The organism is Paenibacillus sp. FSL H7-0716, from assembly GCF_038002705.1.
Taxonomy (GTDB): Bacteria; Bacillota; Bacilli; order Paenibacillales; family Paenibacillaceae; genus Paenibacillus_AQ; species Paenibacillus_AQ odorifer.
This window is the reverse complement of the sequence record NZ_JBBODA010000001.1, coordinates 116,700-137,390: the sequence shown is the minus strand read 5'-3', so window position 1 is coordinate 137,390 and position 20,691 is coordinate 116,700. Positions and strand designations below refer to the sequence as shown.

General features: G+C 40.2%; 23 protein-coding genes. 1 reads left to right on the top strand and 22 read right to left on the bottom strand.

The genetic code is table 11. From position 1 onward, the window contains the following. Window positions 1-29 precede the first annotated feature (29 nt). Together MHH60_RS00720 and msrA are read right to left on the bottom strand one after the other, a co-directional pair. Window positions 30-1,220 (bottom strand): cell wall-binding repeat-containing protein, encoded by a 1,191-nt coding sequence (locus MHH60_RS00720; RefSeq protein ID WP_076135020.1) that lies wholly within the window; start codon window positions 1,218-1,220, stop codon window positions 30-32. A 170-nt stretch (window positions 1,221-1,390) separates the two neighbouring features. Next, on the bottom strand, window positions 1,391-1,903 hold the full coding sequence (msrA, locus tag MHH60_RS00715; RefSeq protein ID WP_076135022.1) for a peptide-methionine (S)-S-oxide reductase MsrA: 513 nt from the start codon (window positions 1,901-1,903) through the stop codon (window positions 1,391-1,393). 161 nt (window positions 1,904-2,064) lie between these two features. Here msrA and MHH60_RS00710 point away from each other — a divergent pair, with 161 nt between their 5' ends. Then, a complete protein-coding gene (locus tag MHH60_RS00710; protein WP_076135025.1) occupies window positions 2,065-2,973 on the top strand; it encodes an aldo/keto reductase in 909 nt (302 codons plus the stop codon). Between the two features lie 334 nt (window positions 2,974-3,307). Here MHH60_RS00710 and MHH60_RS00705 read toward each other — a convergent pair whose 3' ends face one another. From MHH60_RS00705 to MHH60_RS00610, 20 genes are all read right to left on the bottom strand, one after another. Continuing rightward, window positions 3,308-4,000, bottom strand: a complete 693-nt coding sequence (locus tag MHH60_RS00705; protein ID WP_076135027.1) for a class I SAM-dependent methyltransferase — start codon at window positions 3,998-4,000, stop codon at window positions 3,308-3,310. Window positions 4,001-4,108: 108 nt separating this feature from the next. Continuing rightward, a complete protein-coding gene (locus MHH60_RS00700; protein WP_076135029.1) occupies window positions 4,109-4,507 on the bottom strand; it encodes an RrF2 family transcriptional regulator in 399 nt (132 codons plus the stop codon). Between the two features lie 104 nt (window positions 4,508-4,611). Continuing rightward, the gene (locus MHH60_RS00695; protein ID WP_341161106.1) at window positions 4,612-5,697 is read right to left on the bottom strand and encodes a CHAP domain-containing protein; all 1,086 of its coding nucleotides are present in this window, start codon (window positions 5,695-5,697) and stop codon (window positions 4,612-4,614) included. 75 nt (window positions 5,698-5,772) lie between these two features. Beyond that, a complete protein-coding gene (locus tag MHH60_RS00690; protein ID WP_076135031.1) occupies window positions 5,773-6,462 on the bottom strand; it encodes a hypothetical protein in 690 nt (229 codons plus the stop codon). Window position 6,463: 1 nt separating this feature from the next. After that, window positions 6,464-7,852: a serine hydrolase domain-containing protein gene (locus MHH60_RS00685; RefSeq protein ID WP_076135033.1), complete on the bottom strand. Its 1,389-nt coding sequence runs from the start codon at window positions 7,850-7,852 to the stop codon at window positions 6,464-6,466. 118 nt (window positions 7,853-7,970) lie between these two features. Further along, window positions 7,971-8,207 (bottom strand): DUF3977 family protein, encoded by a 237-nt coding sequence (locus tag MHH60_RS00680; protein ID WP_076135035.1) that lies wholly within the window; start codon window positions 8,205-8,207, stop codon window positions 7,971-7,973. A 29-nt stretch (window positions 8,208-8,236) separates the two neighbouring features. Further along, window positions 8,237-8,752: a GNAT family N-acetyltransferase gene (locus MHH60_RS00675; RefSeq protein ID WP_076135037.1), complete on the bottom strand. Its 516-nt coding sequence runs from the start codon at window positions 8,750-8,752 to the stop codon at window positions 8,237-8,239. A 148-nt stretch (window positions 8,753-8,900) separates the two neighbouring features. Continuing rightward, window positions 8,901-9,557, bottom strand: a complete 657-nt coding sequence (locus MHH60_RS00670) for a CatB-related O-acetyltransferase (protein ID WP_076135039.1) — start codon at window positions 9,555-9,557, stop codon at window positions 8,901-8,903. A gap of 184 nt (window positions 9,558-9,741) precedes the next feature. Continuing rightward, entirely contained in the window at window positions 9,742-10,518 is a 777-nt protein-coding gene (locus tag MHH60_RS00665) for a DUF817 domain-containing protein (protein WP_076135041.1), read from the bottom strand. A gap of 2 nt (window positions 10,519-10,520) precedes the next feature. After that, entirely contained in the window at window positions 10,521-10,736 is a 216-nt protein-coding gene (locus tag MHH60_RS00660; protein WP_076129351.1) for a helix-turn-helix domain-containing protein, read from the bottom strand. Between the two features lie 10 nt (window positions 10,737-10,746). Beyond that, window positions 10,747-11,229, bottom strand: coding sequence for a DUF2975 domain-containing protein (locus MHH60_RS00655; RefSeq protein WP_076135043.1), 483 nt, complete (start codon window positions 11,227-11,229; stop codon window positions 10,747-10,749). A 208-nt stretch (window positions 11,230-11,437) separates the two neighbouring features. Beyond that, the gene (locus MHH60_RS00650; protein ID WP_076135045.1) at window positions 11,438-12,655 is read right to left on the bottom strand and encodes a hypothetical protein; all 1,218 of its coding nucleotides are present in this window, start codon (window positions 12,653-12,655) and stop codon (window positions 11,438-11,440) included. Window positions 12,656-12,679: 24 nt separating this feature from the next. Continuing rightward, window positions 12,680-13,525, bottom strand: coding sequence for a hypothetical protein (locus MHH60_RS00645; protein ID WP_076135046.1), 846 nt, complete (start codon window positions 13,523-13,525; stop codon window positions 12,680-12,682). Further along, window positions 13,522-14,208 carry an ATP-binding cassette domain-containing protein gene (locus MHH60_RS00640; RefSeq protein WP_076135047.1) on the bottom strand — a complete coding sequence of 229 codons (687 nt, stop codon included), beginning with the start codon at window positions 14,206-14,208 and terminating at the stop codon, window positions 13,522-13,524. The genes MHH60_RS00645 and MHH60_RS00640 overlap by 4 nt, the downstream gene beginning before the upstream one ends. After that, window positions 14,205-14,621, bottom strand: a complete 417-nt coding sequence (locus MHH60_RS00635; RefSeq protein WP_076129346.1) for a GntR family transcriptional regulator — start codon at window positions 14,619-14,621, stop codon at window positions 14,205-14,207. Before MHH60_RS00635 ends, MHH60_RS00640 begins: the two co-directional genes overlap by 4 nt. 138 nt (window positions 14,622-14,759) lie before the next feature. Beyond that, complete coding sequence (locus MHH60_RS00630; RefSeq protein WP_076135049.1) at window positions 14,760-16,268, bottom strand: malate:quinone oxidoreductase; 1,509 nt, start codon at window positions 16,266-16,268, stop codon at window positions 14,760-14,762. 216 nt (window positions 16,269-16,484) lie between these two features. Continuing rightward, window positions 16,485-17,525, bottom strand: coding sequence for a hypothetical protein (locus MHH60_RS00625; protein WP_076135050.1), 1,041 nt, complete (start codon window positions 17,523-17,525; stop codon window positions 16,485-16,487). Window positions 17,526-17,766: 241 nt separating this feature from the next. Further along, a complete protein-coding gene (locus tag MHH60_RS00620; RefSeq protein WP_076135052.1) occupies window positions 17,767-18,765 on the bottom strand; it encodes a Gfo/Idh/MocA family protein in 999 nt (332 codons plus the stop codon). Between the two features lie 30 nt (window positions 18,766-18,795). Next, complete coding sequence (locus MHH60_RS00615; protein WP_076135054.1) at window positions 18,796-19,884, bottom strand: Gfo/Idh/MocA family protein; 1,089 nt, start codon at window positions 19,882-19,884, stop codon at window positions 18,796-18,798. Window positions 19,885-19,914: 30 nt separating this feature from the next. Beyond that, window positions 19,915-20,676 carry a sugar phosphate isomerase/epimerase family protein gene (locus tag MHH60_RS00610; RefSeq protein ID WP_076135056.1) on the bottom strand — a complete coding sequence of 254 codons (762 nt, stop codon included), beginning with the start codon at window positions 20,674-20,676 and terminating at the stop codon, window positions 19,915-19,917. Window positions 20,677-20,691 lie beyond the last annotated feature (15 nt).

The window sequence follows — 20,691 nt, the reverse complement described above, 5'->3', positions numbered from 1 at the left end:
CCCTAAATGATGCCAGCCTGTGATTATGGTTAGTGGCCGGAATGGGGATTGCCTCCTGCAGCAGGTGAGATTTCTAGCATGTCATCAATTTCACTTTGTGCTCGCTCATTTAATGTAAGGTTATCTCCAGTTATCCAAGCATGATTGTAAGGGCCTTCCGCTGGTGAATCTTGAAATTTAGGTTGAAGCTCCATCATATACTCCATTACTGAATCTGGCAGCCCGTCTTTTTCCGTAAAAATAAGCGGCGCATGTTTCCCCAAATGGGAAAAAGGCGCAGCGGCGATAGCGAGCATCGTTGAATCCGTGGTTAACAAAGACAGGTTATGACCGGGTGTAGTGATTCCCCAGCCGAATCCGTTATTGGCATCCTTAAAACTTGCAAAAGCTATAGCGTTCTTAAAAACATCTTCTCCAGCTATACGGGTAATTGTTCCGTATTCTTTTAATTGCTTTTCTACATCTGCTGAGACAATGTCTTCTGGTCCTAGGATGTAAATGGTTGCGCTACCTCCACGTTCTTTTAAAGCCTCGACCGTTGAGTTTGGAATTTCGTCTTTGGTTACATAGAGTAGAGGTTCCGGCATATGTGCGATCCAATTCACTGCTGGCAACGTGTACTCAGGGCTATCCATAGAACCAATTATAACCGACTTTGGAAGTTCACCCGCTGCTTTGGCGTAATAAGTATCTATAGCCTGAGCTACTGCCGCTGGCTCATCCCCTTCTATCCGGTCTACTTTTAAATCAAAGGCCTTTAATTGTTGTCCGACATTGGATGCCATAGGCCCAACAAGCACTACCTGAACCCCTTTATTGCCTTCAGCACCTATTGGATTCAGTCGCTTAAGTTCTGCGAGAGTAATCTCAGGAACCCCTTCTTTTGTGGTATACAGTACAGGGCCATTACTGGGATGATGAATCAAATCTGCACTAACTGCGGCAATCTGCCAATTACTCACATCCGTCAAAACTACACTTGAGGGTCTATTATTCTTTGTTTGCGCAGTCCATAAAGTCTGAGAAACTAACACTGCGGCTTGAATCGGATCTGAAGTGTTAATGCGACTAGTATTCTTCGTAGCTATCCAAGGTTGCTCCACCGTTGCAGAACTAGCTTGCGAATTAACCTTAGATGGAACATTATTGCCTGCTTGGCAGCTTGTTATCACTGTACTCAAAAGCAAACTAACGGCAACAAATGGTATGATTTTTTTCATCCTAAACCCTCCTGTGTTATGTTCTCGCTTAATTTAGAGTAGTTTAGGCTACAAATGTGTGGAAAGTATGTAGAATTTAAAATAAATAAAATTTGTATATAATGCAAAAAGAGCATCCCGTAAGCCATGAATGACTCAGGATGCTCTTGGTTTAAAATTTTTTTCAACACTTACCAGTGTTTAGCGATAAAAGTATCCCGACCGGATTGCTCCCGATCTTCTTTGTAGTGCTTGGGATTCTTATGATGATAATCCTGATGATACTCTTCTGCACGATAAAAAGTTGGCGCCGGAAGGATTTCCGTAACGACTGGACCGGAGAATCTGCCACTGCCCGCAACCTCTTCCTTCGAGGCAAGAGCTGCTAAACGCTGTTCTTCATTATAATAGAAGATCGCTGTCCGGTACTGAGTTCCTCGATCCTGGAATTGCCCACCATCATCGGTAGGGTCAATCTGAGGCCAATATAATTCAAGCAGTTTCTCGTATGAAAAAAGCGCTGGATCAAACGTAATCTGCACAACCTCGTAATGCCCCGTTGTTCCGGTTTTGACTTCTTCATAGGTTGGATTCTTGGTTAACCCTCCCGCATAGCCCGATACAATTCCATGAATGCCTGGTAATTCCTCAAACGGTGTCACCATGCACCAAAAACATCCGCCTGCAAACATCGCTTGTTCCATATGTTCAAATCTCTCCCTATCTATCTTCATCTAATAAATAATATATGCTATGACGATAAAGCCAAAAGATCATAAAGTCAATGGAAGCCCGAAGCACCATTAGAATTCAATTCTCCAAAACGTTATAATATAACAACAACAGAAGTAGAAAGGAATGCGCTATGAGAAAAAATCGTTTAGGACAATCCGATTTGTATGTAAGTGAGATAGGACTTGGCTGTATGTCTTTGGGTACGGATGAGGCGAAAGCCATTTCCATTGTTCATGAAGCACTCGATCAAGGAATCAATTTTGTTGATACAGCAGATCTTTATGATGAGGGCCGTAATGAAGAGATCATTGGCAAAGCCATTCGTCAACGTCGACAGGATGTAATCCTGACCACAAAAGTTGGCAACCGCAGAATTCCCGGCCAAGATGGCTTGAGCTGGGATCCTTCAAAAGTCTATATTAAAAATGCAGTCAAAGATAGTCTCAAACGGCTGCAAACCGATTACATCGATCTATACCAGCTGCATGGCGGCACTATTGAAGATCCAATTGACGAAACGATTGAAGCTTTCGAAGAACTTAAGCAAGAGGGTCTTATCCGCTATTATGGGATCTCTTCTATTCGTCCTAATGTAATTAGAGAATATGTGAAAAAATCAAATATCGTAAGTGTTATGAGCCAATATAGCATTTTAGATCGACGTCCTGAGGAAGAAATCCTTCCTCTGCTAGCTAAGCAGGGAATTAGCATGATCGCACGCGGACCTTTAGCAGGGGGCATTCTATCAGAGCGTGGTCGCAGCAAGGCGGAGAAGAATTACTTAGATTACAGTAGTGAGGAACTTCTGAATTTACATGATCAGCTTTCGCAGGAAACTAGTGACTCTCGCAATCTTGCACAAACAGCGCTTCATTATCCACTAGCTAATCCATCTGTAGCCGTTATTATTCCTGGGGCAAGCAGTCTGGAGCAATTAAAAAGCAATGTAATGGCTGCTGATGTAGCTCCACTCACTTCGGAGGAACTTGCAGACATTCAGCGGATGAGCAAAGCAAATCGTTACAAGCTTCATGTATAGATTAGTCACTTTCGTTAAGAGCAATGGGGTGTCCATAGCCATATAATGGCTGTTGGGCACCCTTACTTCTTGTGCCTAACTGATCGCTGATCTAATCCTTAAACTTGGTTTGATTTGACATTTTTTACACGAACGAAGCCGCTATAGGACACAGTTGACCTTATGCGCTACTTTTTCCTATATTAAGGGTGCTCGCGGACTCCATAGCCGCTATGAGCTTGATAATCACCATATATCATCCTCTATTTAAGGAATAGCAGCACTGAAGTCCGAAATCATGCTCCAAAGACTAAATATATGCAAATAACGTCATCTGGGTCCGAAGGTATTCAAGTCACTCCGCGTGACACATCCAGCCTACCATAATTCCAGTAGAATAAAATCGAGTGATTCTCGTGAAGCCTGATTCTTTCAATAACTCTTCAATTTGTTTTTCGGGAAGGAAAGAAATTTTCGTAATATTGTTACTTACATTATTAAACGCTTCGGGAGATTCATACCCTGCAACCCAAAAGCTTTTCCATACGTTTATTCTGTGGTGGAGTTCAGGATCATCCAAATCTCCATATGCACTTACGAGAACAAATGGAGCACCCGGTTTCAGATTATCCTTTATGGAGCGAAGCAATTTCAATTTTTCTTGAACATCATGGATGAAATGAAGGACCAAAATACAACTTGCCACATCGAACTTTGAGTCCTGCTGAGGAAGATCATCGATTGTCCCAGGAATCAGACTGACACGGCTCTCTAAGCCCAGTTCATCTATCTTTAATTTCGCGATCTTAAGCATATCTTCCGAAGGATCCACTCCCGTAAATGTCCAGTTTGGGTTAGAAGGCCCCCATGCCGAAAATTCATTTCCTCCCCCCGCACCGACCACGAGCATAGATACAGGGATGTCACCTAATTCGAAACGAAAATAAGATTGGATCATGGAAAATAATGAATCATAAGAGGGAATCGAAATATGAGTGGTTTTTTCATAGGTCGCCCTCTTGGCATTTAATTTTTGCTCTTCAGTCATTGTAATCATCCTCCATTGTTTTAAATTTCACATTTTAGTATCAAAACCCCTATTAAAGTCATTACGGATTCACATTATCTCTATTAATCCCGAAAAAAGAACGGATCTTTACTCCGTCTTCATCGTTTTTGCCAAATCTGCAATTTTCGTGTTCTCTAAGTACTGCTCCATCTGTCGCTCAGCGTCAATCACAACCTGTTGAATCAGACATTCACTTCCGTGATCTAGACTGCATTCAAAAAAGGAAGCCGTTCCTTCGATTGCATGGATAATATCCAAAAAAGAGATTTCTTCCGACTTGCGTCTGAGACGATAACCACCATTAGCGCCAGGTGCAGATTGAATCAATCCAGCCTTCACTAGCTTAGTCATCATTTTGGACAGATAGGTTTGGGAAACACCTAACTTCTCAGCAAGCATTTGAACACCCACCGGTTTATCAGACGCCACTGTTACCATATAGAGCATTGCATGAAGTGCATAATCTGTCGCTTGGGAATATTTCATTCAGCACCTCCATTAACGACTTTAGAAATCTATGATAACTCTAACGTTTTTAAAAGGCAAGTATATAATTCCTACACTCGCCCATTAAGCAATCTTCTTCATCCTCAACTAATTGGAGTATACTCACCATTAAACTCAAATTCATAGTCATTAGCGATACGGATATAGCCATATACGCAATGCCAGCGATCTCTGTAAAAAACACTGGAATAATTCTGATTATCCCTATTTCCTTCAGCAACTAAGATCTCTTTGTCATCACATGCTAAAACAATACCTGTATGATCGTGAGGGTCATTAGTTAGCAATTTTTCATAAATCACAATATCACCACGTTGAGGAGTAAACCCCTCTTGCCCGTCAAAATAAAAAAATTGGGTCTCAGGTAGTTGCGCCCACTCTAACCAAGCCCCTACGCCAGCTAATCGAAAATCAGCATTCGGATATCGAATCGGCAGCAGAAATCCAGCTTGCATACAGCAGTAATATACAAATGCTGCGCACCAATTGTTTTGTAATACTTTATAAATCCCTTGGTCAGGCCAATATTTACAGATTTCTCGATATCGTTCATTTCCTGGTATTCCAACAATGTTTTCTTTTCCAAATGCTTCAGCAATATTAGCTAACTTACCTCGTTTATCTGTAGGCTGGTGAACTTCAGCCCCGCTACTGTAATCTACCTCTGCCAAAAAGTCCTCTGGAATCGTCATTTGACGAAGTACATTCCGAAGCCTATTCGTGTCCTGCTGTGTTACATTACATCCCCTATTCTGCAAGTGTAATTGTAGAACTTGAGCATCCTTTAGAATCTCTTCATAGGGACCCTGAACTTTATTCCTGTCCCCTTGATGGAAGATCGCCTTTAGAATTTGAATCAGCTCTTCTTTGGTAAACATATTCAAGTCTCTTAATAAAGGCCTTACGGTATCTGCACTGTTGGGACCTGGAAATTCCTTGACTCCGGTTTTGAAGAAATAATAATTATGAAGCAGTCCTATAATGGCTGCCAATTCCTGATTTTGTTCTCTTTTCATGGCAAGGAATGAAGCGAAGCTAGACACTCCGTATAGAAGAACACATGCTTCCTGTTTCCGTTGTTCGCTACCTATAGACATGATCATTTCTTGAACCAGCACACGCACACTATCGAGGCGCTGGTTCACTTTTGTTATCAGTCGTTGAGTCACTGGAAACCTTCCCTTCCGTTACTACTCAGCTGTAATAATATCAAAGCTAATACTGACATGAATCTTTTTATTAATTCAGTCCCTAATGACTTCCTTTTTATGTCCATCCTTGACGAACTCCACACCAAAATAATCGGTATTACCGTTCGCCCTGAATTCAGCAATCCGAGCGTCAGGCTTACTCTCAAAGTGAATGTTATGTTTAATATTAGATCTTGGTAACAAGGTAATCTCTTGCGGCTGAACCTCTGCGAATGACCAGATCCCTTGAGGATTACCGTACTCTCGAAAGATTGGACGGATCATAACGGTTTCATTTTGCCCGCCATAGTTGATTAGCCTGATTGTACATTGAACCTGCACAATATCCTCTTGAGTACCGTACATACAGTGCGAATCTTTTTTCAGAAAATCCACAACTTCAATTCCTTCATTGTTCATATTCACAAGATAATACAATCGTTCTGTTAGAAATGGATATAATGTAATGAAAATGATGATAGCAAGTAAAACGGTTCTGCCTACATATTTTTTATAACGCTGTCTAAAGTGCTTTATAGTTAAACTCCCACTGGCGATTAACATAATAATCCCGAATATTGCTGAGTAATGTAAACCATGGTTTGTCGCAGGCTCGCTCCAAGGCGGAATTTCAATAGTTCTGAAGAGGTCATCCCCAAACATAGTTCCCTGATGTGTGATTCCCACAAAAACTAAAGAAAACAGCAAAAATAAAACAGCCATCCAACCTTTACCCTTGGTCATTTCATCCCTCCCAACCAATAACAGTTATGTCTTCTCTAACCTCCAAGGAAAGATTCCTATGCATATACAGTTCAATTTTTTTACCGCTAAAGCTCAAGGTATAATCAACTACGTAAGGGGTTTCAATGTAATATACCGTGAGGATTAATTTGGAATCATCATATTGCCAGCTTGCAGATGTACAAACTTCCTGTTCACTAAGGGATAAGTCTTTAATAAATAAACTCTTTGCATGGGTAGGCCTTGAAAAATCGAACGGAAATTCATCTAAATGATCGTCGTAAAGTAAAGAAAAACTAAGGTGCTCCTCTTCAAACTTCATTGTTAATTCTTTGATCTTATGCTTATTGTCTTCAAAGATATAAGTTCCACTGTACGATCTATAATCTACTTTAACTATCTTGTCTACTAAGGAGCTAAAGGTAGGAGGTTTTATAATGTTAGATGCAACCGTTGGCCAATCAAGGTTCAGTAAATTTGCATATATGATATCTAAAAAATCCTGTAACTTCTTCATCTCGGTAAAACTTGAAGTTGCAGCAATCACAATCTCTTGACTCGGATCAATGAAACACAATTGACCAAAAGCTCCATTCCCCATCTTACATCCATTCCTGCACATAAAGAACTGATAACCATATCCGTTTGACCAGTCAGCCTTATTTTGTCCCCAACGATTATCGCTTTGTTCATTTAGCGCCAGCTTTAAATAATCTTCAGAAACAATTCTACGGCTATTATAAACCCCTTGATTGAGGAGCATCTGGCCAAATTTCGCAATTCCATCTGTTGGTATGCTTAGTCCCATTCCACCAGCAACCATTCCTAACGGGCAAGTCTCCCATTCCGGTCTTTCTATGTCCAATGGGGTAAATAATCTTGGCATTAGAAAATCAACAAGATTTTCTCCAGTCGTCTTTTCGATAATAGCCGAAACCATATAAGTGGCGTGTGTATTGTAATTGTAATAACTTCCCGGTTCATCTTCTACGTCCAAAGCTAAAAAGGCACGAACCCAATCATTTTGCTTGGCTATCGCACCATATATATTATTGTTATGTCCCGTATTCATGGAAAGAAGATGATGTATCGTCATCTTAGCCAAATTAGGTGAAATTGAGCTAGGAAGCTGATCCGGGAAAAAAGAAACTACTTTATCCGTTAATTCAAAATAACCGTTATCCCATGCTATGCCTGCTGCAATAGATGTAAAGCTCTTACTTAGAGAAAATAAAACCTGGGGAACGTTTTTGCGGTACGGTTGACGGTAAAAGTCAGTAATAACTTCTCCCTTTCGCAATAGCATAAAAGTATTAACCGGTAAATTAGTTCGTTCAAGTTCTTCATAAAATTTAGACAGCGCTTGGGTTAAAATCTCTGGATTATCCATTTAAACCTCGCTTGTCGTTATATTTTTGAGTTTTTTAATAATTCTCAGGTGGACTGCTAAGTCTCGTGTCAGGTCTCCTCCATTTGTTCATTTAGACGGCAACCTTGTCATGCTAAACCTAAAGACTTGTTATACCAAAAATAATCTTCAACGTTTTACGACTCTTCTTACTTATTTTCAAGCCTTGTTTTAAGTCTAGAATGATTACGGTTTTGCCAATCCAAATCCTGAAATATAACGAGCGGAACTTTACCGGTTTCACTATGCCTTTTTCTTCATATTCCGTTCCATCCTCTAACTCCGTTTCAGTTCTAATAAGCCACGTATTACCGAGACCAAATTCGATATACTTCAGAATCTATCTCCCCCGTACAAGAGCTGCTTCTATTGCTCAATAGTTTTTATAAGATAAAGGCAGAGATCATCGTCCACACAAACATGTGCCCCAGGCTCAACAGGCTTATTATCGTACATGATTCCCCGCCCATCAGGGATAAAACCACGCTTTATATACAGCCGTTGTGCAGTTCCATAGTCAGCGTATAATCCAAAACCAATACCAATAGTATTAGAAATAGTAAAAGCATCTTTTTCAAGAGCCTCAATTAATACACTTCCTACCCCACGTTTCCTAAATGGCGGGATGACGTCAAAGTTTTGAATTTCAGGTATATTATTTTTTGCAAAATAAGGGTATTCCGACTTGTATACCACATGTCCCCATCCAACAAACTCATTTTCACAAAAAGCTAAAAGTGTAACTCGCTTTTCATTTTGATTTTCTTCCCAACAACGTTGCACATAGTCAAGAGGTTGGCTTACATCATGCTCAGATAACCCCGTATGTATAATATCAATATCATTTTGTGTCATTCGACGGATTTGTAAAGGTAAGGCCATAATATAATTTCCTCCTAACTTATTAAATGAGTCCATTCCTATATTAACATACTAATTAGGATTAATCTGGTAAAAAACAATTATTGTTAAACTACCCATCAGTTAAAAAAACAGGCTGCAGAATATACTGGCAGCCTGTTCTGATTTGTTATTTTTTTATTTCTTTAAGGTAAAATTCATATAATTGATCAACAGATGAACTTGAAAAGATAGACGTGGCTTGCTCAATTTTCTCACGTTTCCAATCGAACCAGCGCATTTCCTTTAACTTTTCGATTTCTAGATCTGTAAACCGTTGCTTGATCACTTTAGCAGGATTGCCGCCTACTATCGTATACGGTGGGACATCCTTTACAACAACCGATCCTGCCGCCACAATAGCACCTTCGCCTATTTTCACACCGGGCATAATCATTGCATTCATCCCAATCCAGGCATCACTAGCAATGATTGTATCCCCTTTGGATTCGTAAGAGTTTGCAATCTGATCTACAAAAGGATATACGGTGATCCATTCAGGATGATGATTGTGATTCCCACCCATGAGAATAATTACACCACTAGCAATACAAACATAATTTCCTATAATCAATTTATCTAAATGCCAACCATAATCTTCGCTGGGATTAAACAACTTTCTTGATTGTTCATCACCCCAAAGGTATCTAACACACCCATCTTCAAAATCAAGATTATCGTAATAACCAGAGTAGTAAGAGTAATCTCCTACCTCAATCATTGGGTTGGTGACAATATCCTTCAAATACTTAATTTCAGACCAATGGCTAAACTGATGTTGTTTCATTTTCTTTCCCTCGCTTCTAAGTAATGTAATTCATTTATACTTAGAAGCTTGATGCAGTAGCGACATTCTTAAACCGTTTCAAACGACGAACCATCGTCCTCATCCTTTTCCTAATTGATGCCGTCATTGTAACAAACGATTGATTTATTCGTCAAATCAACCCTATTGTCCGAACTCAGCTCAATTATGAATTTATCGGATTACGGCTAGCCTTAACATGTTTAAGCTGGGCAACTATAATGACGCTAATGATCACTAGAAGGAACCACGAACTGATCTTACTGAAACTAACCAGTTGCCACGTTTGATATTGATCAGGATATTTCCATGCATTAAAAAATGTAGCGATATTTTCAGCTAACCAGATAAAAAATCCCACAATAAAAAAGGCCAGTGTCAAGGGCATTCGATAGGTAACCGTCCGTACCCTATAAATGATCCATGTTTTCCAGAAGACAACAACCACAAGCGCTGTCAGCCACCAACGAAAATCAGGAATAAAATGATGTGTGAAAAAATTTAAATAGATGGCTCCTCCCAATAATCCCGCTGAAGCAAGCCCCGGCCAACCGGTCATATCCATTTTCAATCTTCGCCATATCTGGCACATAAAGCTTGCGACACTTGCATACATAAATCCACTATAGAGGGGTACACCAAACACCTTCGTAAACCCTGGCTCAGGGTATGCCCATGAACCCATCTTTACCTTATAGATTTCCAGCAATAAACCAATAACGTGAAACACACAGATTACTTTTATTTCATCCAGTGTCTCTAATCCAGTACGGTACATGAGGTACTGCACTGTAAGCAGTATTAGAAGAATGGCATCATAACGGTAAAGAAAAGGCATTTCTATTATGTTAGAAAGAGCTAAAGTCCCAAAAATCGCAACTGGAAATATGCAACTCATCGCCTGATGATATCCGAAATGCAGTAATTGTGTTATTGACTTCATTCTTATGTTTCCTCATCATTTTTGTATTCTAATAGATCTCCAGGCTGACATTCCAAAGCCTTACAAATTGCCTCTAAAGTAGATAATCGCACCGCTTTTGCTTTTCCATTTTTCAATATAGAAAGATTAGCCATTGTTATTCCAACTCTCTCCGAAAGCTCAGTAACACTCATTTTTCTTTTAGCCAGCATCACGTCTATATTAATTATAATCGCCATTGTTTTCACCTCAGACAGTTAAGTCATTTTCTGATTTTATATCAATAGCTTCTTTTAAAAGCTTTTGTAGAACTGCAGCAAAAACGGCAATCACCATAGAGGCAAAAATGATAATCAAGCCGATGACTATAATCCCTGGGGCATCATCTTTCTCCGCCATAAGGTAAAAGAGTGGCATACCAACTATATACAAGCAACTGATGATGATTGCACAATATTTTATTTTCTTTAAAACCTGCACAGACATTTCCGAGAAAGCATTGTTTTTGTCAATATAGCCTAACAGTTTAAAAGCTTGATACAGTGCAAAGTAAAAAGGTATCGCCGAGGCATACAAATCAATGGCAAGGAGATATTTCAATAAACTATAATCCGGATACAGTTCTGCTGCGAAACTTGCTATTTCCGGCACCACAAATATGCACAAAGCAAGCACCGGGATACCAATAAGAATAACCGCTGCCCTTAAAAAAAGTGTTGAACCTCTTTCCATAAAAAACACACCTCACAGATTTATTGTGAATTGAATTTATCACATTATTTATTGTTTTACAATATATTTTAATCGATATACAGTGATTATTGATTGTTTTATAACTTTCGACTAAAAAGCCGAGCTAATTGACTTTAGAAGTCACTAGCTCGGCTTATTTCACCTTTTCATATCTCTTTATCTCTATTTTTCTATTCTACAAGTAATTCTAATACTGACCGAGATCGATAAAATTCAAATCCATGTTAGCTTCATCTTCAGCCTGATTTGTAACCTCTGTTGATACTGCTTTTCCTTTGTATTCAAGGTTACCGCTTGTCAAATTGAATACATATAGACGATTACCTTTGAAGTACCTATTACCCATATTCTTATAACCCACAATATAGAGATAGTCTTGTTTAAAATCATAGGTAATGTTTTCACTTAAATCTATATTTGTATTCTTCAAAGTAGTCTCATATTCTTTACTCACGAGATCGTAAGAAATAACAGTAAATCCTATATTCTCCTTACCCGATACAGCTTTTTGCAGGAAATAAATTTTCTGCCCATACGCATTCATAATATTATTCAATAATATTTCATGCCCTTGGAACGCGAGCGGCGAGATTTGTCCTGTTGCAACATCTACTTGATATGCCTTTTTATGATTATCTTTACTAACCGTTAAAATCCATTGATCCGAGTGATCCAGATTTTGATTGGCTAACCTAACGAATTGATTATCCCCATTTGCAGCTTCAGATTTAGCTCCTGGTAATACGAGCGGCTCATTCGTAATCTCCTTTGTTGTTAGATTAACACGGATAATCTGCGGTTCAGATACATAACCTTTGGCGCTGTGATTCAAAAACACCATTGCAACAAGCTCTTGATCAACAAGCTGTACATTTTGTACATAGATATCTGAAACATCATGATCCACATTGATATCGGATCTGATTTCCTGCGTATTATCCTTCTGCTTATTAAGCACAGAAATACTGAGTCTAGCATTTTTCTTCGCTGATGGATCATTTGATTGCTGCTTATCTACGGTCCAATTCACGTAAGCAAGCATATCCTGATTTTCATAGAACCCAGCTAAGTTCTTCTTTCCACGCATGAACTGACGATGTTGATCCCTCCATTTATCCAATTGTGTGTTCACTGGTCTTCGGTTTAAGCTTTGGCTGCTGATCGTTAACTTTTCATCTGGATAATCTGTACCATTTGTAGTGATATTAGCTCGTTTGATGCCAAAAACACTATCCTTAGTCAGATAATTTCCGTATAAGGCTATACCTTCAACGAGGGAAGCATCCCCTTGAACCATCGTCAGCTTATAATTAGGTAGTGTCTCTTGTGAGGCCTGAACATAATACGTCCCGATTGTAACAACCGCGAACACTACAAGAACGGCGGTAACCATATATTTTCTCATTCCTTAACCTCCATCCCTCTTCAATTATACCGATATTTTCTTACGCAATAGATACAAGCTATACCAAAGCGAACCTCCAGCAATAATCACTATTAATCCGAGACAAGCACCTATGATCTCTCCGGGATAGAAGTAGCTATCATATCTGCTATAACCCATAAGATAGGGTATTGAGGCTAATCCAGCTAGAACCGCTAAGTATAATATGATAAAGCCAATCCCTTTCAGTCTGTAGCTCCGCTCCATTAGAATCGCTGTGAACAAGACGATCAACCCCGTAATGCCCAGTCCATAATATAGTACAAACTCAGAAAAGTAGGGCGGAACCAGAACTTTAAGCACAGTAGGATACTTCAAATAATCAAATACCGAGATATTCCGATATAGTTCAGCAGGAAGAATCGACTGTGCTATCAAACGCTCCAGTGGCACAAGCACAATTTGCAGGGCAACAAGTCCAAATGCGAATAGCAAGATCGTAACCAGCTTGGCAAAATACAAATTCGCCCGATTGGATGGCAAGGTGAGCAGGCGATATACTACCGTATTTTTACCTCTCCAGTCACGGTACCAGATGAAGCAGCTATATATTAGCAACACTGTTATGCTCAAAAATATGGGTCCGAAATATAGAAGTCCATTATAGCGAGCATACATCATACTGTTTAGCTGAATATATCCAGTCACATTGTGATATTGCTCAAGCGTCCATTGATTCACTCTCATTGCCTCATTCGCAGAGTCCAGCCAATGATTAGCACCGATGGTGACTGCTGCAAGCTGCAAGGCAACTGTCAGCACCATGAGTCCAATATATATTTTGGCAAATCGGTTCATTTCAAAATTCAATAGCTTCACAAAAGCTCTCATTTCATGTACACCTCTCTCATTACGTCCGTAATGGACTTACCTTCCTGCTCGCGAACCTCTTCACAGTAGAATTCACGTTCTACCTTCCCGTGCTGTAGCAAGACCGCTTTATCAATTAAATGCTCAATATCGTTAATTTCATGAGTTGTAATAATCACACCACGATCCTCGATCAATTCACTCGTGAACACATCAGTAATTTGCTCGCGGCTGAACATATCAATTCCCGAGAACGGCTCGTCCATTAGGATGTAATCACAATCCAAGGCAAGTCCCAGCAACAAATTCACCTTCGCAGCCATCCCTTTCGACAATGAGGATACGCGATCTGAAGAGCTCAGTCGGAAGAACTTAAGCATTTCCTTTGCACGTTCAGCGTTCCAATTCCGATAAAAGTCAGCCATAAAGCTCAGGCAATCAGCAATTCGCATATTGGAGGGCATCGTTAACGAATCTGGAATGAAAGTGATTTTCTCATACATCGCAGGTGTTAGTGATGCATTATCGATTAAGACTTCCCCTTTGAATGGTGTCAGTCCCATGATGGACTTCAGCACTGTTGACTTCCCGGCACCATTGATTCCGATCAGGCAGGTAATCTCTCCCTTGGCAGCAGTGAAGCTAACACCATTTAGTACCTTCTTGAATCCATAATTCTTCACCATCTGATTCACTTGGATCATCTTGTGTCACCACCCTCTGGAGATAACTTGCGCTCAGATGTATATTTTGTCTTTATGATCTCTACCAGTTCTTCAACTGGAATTTGAATATTCTGAATGGAGCTGATAAATATATCCACTGCACTTTCAATTAATTCAGCTCGAATCGAGTTTAGTATTTGCTGATCCTGTGTAATTCGGCTCGGGGAATTCCCTTCTGTTACGATCAAACCCTGTTCCTCCATTTCCTTATATGCCTTCTGCGCCGTGTTCGCATTAATTTTCATTACTGATGCCAGTTCACGCCGTGAAGGAATTTTGTCTCCCGCTCCGATTTGCCCTGTGGCGATCTGTTCCTTGAAATGACGCACAACTTGAATATATACCGGCTCACGAATATTAAAGCTGACGCCTGATTTCTGTTCTTCTGTCATACAACCAACTCCATATACTAAGTGTGTGTACTAAGTGGTTCATACATCTTATTTATGTACTATACGTGTAATACACTTTTGTGTCAATAGTTCAGACTTGAGCAGAAAAAAAGCTGCCTCTCGGCAGCCCTTTTATTACTAAAACACCTTTTGATTAAAAACCTGTTCTTTTCCACCTAAACCCAGTGTATCTGCTGTTGTAGTGTGTATTTTCTGCAGAAGCACGGGATTATCCATTAGCGACAAGCCATAAGAAGGAATCATTTCTTTTATTTTGGGTTCCCATTCTTTTATATATTGAGGGAAACATTTGTTAAGCACTTCAAGCATCACGTGAACAGCTGTAGAAGCTCCAGGGGAAGCCCCTAACAATGCTGCGACCGAACCATCAGCGGCACTAATAACCTCCGTACCAAATTGAAGTGTGCCTTTGCCAGCTTCTGTATCTTTGATAACTTGCACACGCTGGCCAGCTACAACAAGATCCCAATCTTCAATTTTGGCATTGGGGATAAACTCTTTCAGTTCTTCCAGACGTTTTTCTTTCGATAATAGCACTTGTTCGATCAGGTATTTTGTTAATGACATGTTTTTAGCACCTGCCGACAGCATTGTTATGAGGTTATCCGGTTTCACAGAAGTTATTAAATCAAACATTGAGCCCGTTTTTAAGAATTTAGGTGAGAAGCCGGCAAATGGTCCAAATAGCAGTGATTTTTTATTGTCGATAAATCTTGTGTCTAAGTGTGGTACGGACATTGGAGGGGCTCCAACTTTAGCTTTGCCGTATACTTTGGCATGATGCTGCGCAATAACTTCCGGATTATTACACACCATAAAAATACCGCTTACTGGGAATCCGCCGATATGTTTCCCTTCAGGAATACCGGATTTCTGCAGTAAGTGCAGGCTTCCTCCCCCGCCACCAATAAACACAAATTTCGCTGTATGTTGTTCAATGTTACCGCTGGCATTTCTGATTTTTAGATCCCATAAGCCAGCACTGTTGCGCTTCATACTATTGACACTATGTTTGTAGTGAAGATCGACGTTTTTACTCTTTAAATGCTCAAATAAGATACGCGTTAAAGCACCAAAGTTAACATCCGTTCCAGAGTCAATTTTTGTAGCCGCAATAGATTCGTTCGCAGGACGATTTTGTATAATAAGCGGAATCCATTCCATCAGTTTTTTAGCGTCAGCGGAAAATTCCATCCCTTGGAATAAAGGATTTTTTGAGAGCGCTTCAAATCTTTTCTTTAAAAAAGCTATATCCTTCTCCCCTTGCACCAAACTCATATGAGGTAATGGCATAATAAAGTCCTGGGGATTATGTATCAGCTTGCGATTTACAAGATAAGACCAAAACTGCATCGAAAGCTGAAACTGTTCATTAATCTGAATAGCTTTGCTAATATCTATAGATCCGTCTGGCTTTTCAACAGTATAATTAAGCTCACAGAGCGCCGCATGTCCGGTTCCTGCATTATTCCATTCATTAGAGCTTTCTTCCCCTGCTTTTTCAAGCTTTTCAAATACTTTAATTTTCCATTCCGGTACTAATTCCTTCAAAAGTGTTCCTAAAGTCGCACTCATGATTCCGGCACCAATTAAAATGACGTCTGTATCAGTTGCACTTTTGCCCATTATTACCATCCTTATCCCCTGAATTTTGCAGAAAGGATGTGGGCGCTCCTTCTTAGGCGTCACACCTTTTCTGTATCAATTATAACCTTATCATGGTGTATTACAATTATTTATAAATTTAATATCTACTATTATATGAAAAAAATAAAATATTTAAAAGCTTGTAAAAAAGATAGAAATAAGTCCTCAAGATTTATGGAACAAAAAAAGGCTGCATCATGCCCTGTTCTCATTGTAGACAATTCCGTTTTGATAGCCCAACCCCACTATTGTTTTTTGAATTTCCTGATCTACTTTTCTTTTAAAAGTTGCAAACTCTAATGTGGTTAAGCCGATTGGAAGCTCTTGTTCTATAAATGAATCAAAATCGATCGCCGTTTTGAAAATACGAAGCTTGTGCAGAAAAGGTAATTGCTCCATTCCCGTCAAATGAGCCAATGTTTTGCAATTCATAATCGTTAGCTCTTCCAGTGCCTTCATCTGCTGATCAAAGTTAATCTCACGTAGCTGGATTTGATCTTCAATCACAAGCTTTTTTAACGCACGAAAAACCGTAATATTACTCAGATCATGAAAGCCACGGACTCTACAAATTTCCAGGCTCTCGATCTCATTCTCTTCGATGTCCTGAATATGTTCTCTGCCTCCAAGTAAAATGCGAAGTTCTTTCAATTTCTTTAGCCGATTAATAAAATGTAAGGGTTTGTTGCTGATGGAGTGCAGCGCGAGATAGGTAAGATCCTCCAGATCTCCAATAGCATCAAGGTTTTTAACTTTACCTATTACATGCAACTGTTCTAGACGAGAGAATTCTTTTAGGTATTCCAGATTAAGCGTCTTTTTCTCCGAACTAATATTTAAAATGCTTAAAGAGCGCAATGTATCTATACTCAGAATCTCCGGATTCTCAAGCTCATAAATATCCACGCTCAGACTATACAGGTTATTCAGCTTAGCCAATACGTTCGTGTTATGTGCCTGGCGAAGACAATTCAGCAGCAGCATTTTAACATTTGGAATCTGCAGGAGTGTCTCACAATCAAAGGATACAGAATAATGGCCATAAAAACGCACTCCAAAATTTTCATCAAAACGCGCGCAAAGCTCATTTACTTCATCCAGAATCGAACCATAGGTCGATGGATCAGAGAACTGAACAATCACTTGGTTGCCGCTGTACAAGTCTTGCTGAATCTGAACTGGATCTAGTGAAATAGGATCATTGATCAGAATCCTTCTTTTCGATGTAACACTCATTCTAAACCCCTCCTACCTGCCGTTAATCATCATTTTATATTTATTGTAAATCTACGAATTACTTACCCAAGAACATAATTACATAAATCAACCCCATGGACAAGCTACCAAGGAAGGTTATAGATTATTTAGAGTTCTGTTGATTTAGGAGGATTGAGAATAAGTGATTCACATTAAAAATACAATAAGCTGTATCATTCGTAGATCAATCTACTTTTGATACAGCTTATTTATTATTTATTCAGCCTTCCTGCGATGAACTATAAATCCCCGCCACCAACTCCAGCGCTTTTATCCCTTCAGCACCATCCAACCAAAACTTTTGACCCCTGGCGACATGCTCATAGAAGTCCTCAATCAGTCTCTTATGCCCGGTGCCCCAATAGGATTTACCTTCCGTAGCACTGAATCTAGGTTCGCACAGCAAGGTTTCCTTTCCATCCTTCCAAAGATATAAATGATCTCTGCGGAGGTTGATAGTACCTTCTTCAAAAACTAGCTCCAGCTCCACTGGAGAATTCTCCAGATAGGTATTTGTACCATAAAAGAGCCCTCTGACATTACTAGTGAAATCGATGCAGGCATGGGCGGTATCCTCTACCTCTATGACCCCATCTAGCACATCCGTGGTAATACTCCCTTTCACCGATGCTACTTCTCCACCAAACCACTGAAGTAAATCCAGTGTATGAATGGTTTGGTTAATTAGCAGACCTCCACCTTCCGTAGACCAGCGTCCTCTCCAGTTACTATCACTATAATAACTTTCGCTGCGGTGCCAGGTCACGATTCCTTTCATACAGAGCAGCTTCCCATATATTTCTGAGTCAATAACCCGCTTAATATACATGGAGGCATCATTATAACGGTTCTGGAACACCACACCAAGCTGACCTGTACTTTGCTGTGCGGCTTCAAGTATTCGTCTGGCTGAAAGGAGATCTGCCGCCAGAGGCTTTTCGGTAAGGACATGTTTTCCTGCTCGTAACAACTCCGTAGCCATTTCTTCATGTAAATAATGAGGCGTACAGAGATGTACAACATGAATACGGTCATCCTTTAAAATTTCTCTATAATCATTAGTGGCTTGGCAGTCATATTCATTAGACGTCTGCAATGCTTTGTCAGCATCAATATCTGCAACCGCAAGTAATCTCACACCATCGATGCCTGTTAATGTTTTTGCATGAAGAGGGAAAATGGCTCCGCATCCAATAATGGCTGCTCCAAGTTCTTTCATCTATATTACCCTCCGTTCATCATTCAATCGTTATCTGAGTATTGCTGGGGTTAGATTGATCGCTTGTTCTTGAGCCTTCAAGCATAGCTCGGCAGCTTTAAACACATGGGTCTGTGTCATCGCATGCTCTGTCCGGTTCAGACAGTCAAGTATTAGTTCACCAAAGAAAGGAAAACCAACCTTCCCAGCTACATGCTCATAATGTTCCCCTTCCCCATTGACCCAGTACACATGATCCGGTGTATTTGAACGACCCATATCAGTATATTTACGCAGTTCAATGTATCCTTCAGTACCCATAATCATCGTGCGCCCGTCTCCCCAAGTGCCCAGCCCTTCAGGGGTAAACCAATCCACGCGAAAATATTGTGTTGCCCCATTGTCCCCTACAAGAGTAGCATCACCAAAATCCTCCAATTCGGGATAAGTCGGATGGTTGTAATTGGCCACTTTACTATGAATAACCGAAGCATCCTGACAATCGGCATAATACAAAAATTGTTCTATTTGATGACTGCCTATGTCACACAGAATCCCACCATATTTCTCCCTTTGGAAAAACCATTCCGGCCGGTTAGGAGCATTTAGACGATGTGGCCCTAATCCAATGACTTGCAGGACACGGCCAATAGCGCCTTGTTGAATCAGCTGCCCCGCATAGATAGCGCTTTCAACGTGAAGACGTTCACTATAGTAGACCATATATTTCTTATTGGTTGCAGCTGCCATTGCTCTAGCGGATTCAAGCTGTTCCAGGGTTGTAAAGGGGGCTTTATCCGTAAAATAGTCCTTTCCGTGAGCCATTACTCTATTGCCTAAAGGTCCTCGTTCAGATGGAATTGCGGCCGCTGCAATTAATTGTACTTCGGGATCTTCCAGAACTTCTTCCATTGATCCGGCAGCTTTGACACCGGGATATTTACTAATGAAATTTTTGACCTTTTCCTCGTCCGGATCATATACCCATTTCAGCTCTGCCCCTGCCTCAACCAGTCCGTTACACATCCCGTAAATATGACCGTGATCTAGGGCAATAGCGGCAATGATGAATTCCCCCGGCTTCACTACGGGTTTGGATTCATACGTTGGTGCATAGGTCATCCCATTTTTTCGATTCATAGAAACCCTCCTAATCAGTATTACTTCATTCTATAACGTATTAAGAAGATAACGCAGACTGATCTCCAAGCTTTCAAAAGGATCACGGCGGCAAACATCCTGCTCTACTACAAACCATTCAACACCCGTTTCGCGACAGACATTGATAATCTCTTTATAGTTCATATTCCCTTCACCGACTTCAGCAAAGATCTGTTTTCTATTAACAATCGCCATATCTTTTAAATGCACTACCTGCATTCGACCTGCAACTTTGCGTATCCATTCGGCTGGACTCCCTCCGCCCGCTTGAACCCAATATAAATCCAGCTCAAAACCAACGGCAGGATCAGACTCAGTGAGCAGAATTTCCATGCCAGTCAATCCATCAAACCGTTCAAATTCAAAATCGTGATTATGATAAACAAATTGCAGATCATGTTGTTCTTTTAATTTAACTGCAATGCCCGACATCAGCTTGGCGAAATCACGGTAACCTTCTTGTCCCGTACGGAATTTTTCCGGTAAACTTCCTAGTCCAATATTTTTGCAGTTCCACAGCTTATGCTCAGCGGCTAAAGCATCCAAATCTTTCACTAGCCGATCCCAAGACACATGAGTTGCACATATTGCCAAACCTGCTTCATCTGCATACTCTTTTACGAGCTTCGGATCGATTGGCCCGATGCCTGAAATCTGAATAGCTTCATAACCCATAGCAGAGACCTTTTGAAAAGTGGATCTCAAATCCTCCGCAGTTTTAGTAAAATCACGTAATGTGTACATTTGAGCAGCAATGGTTGAACGATTCATAGGATCTTTCCTCTC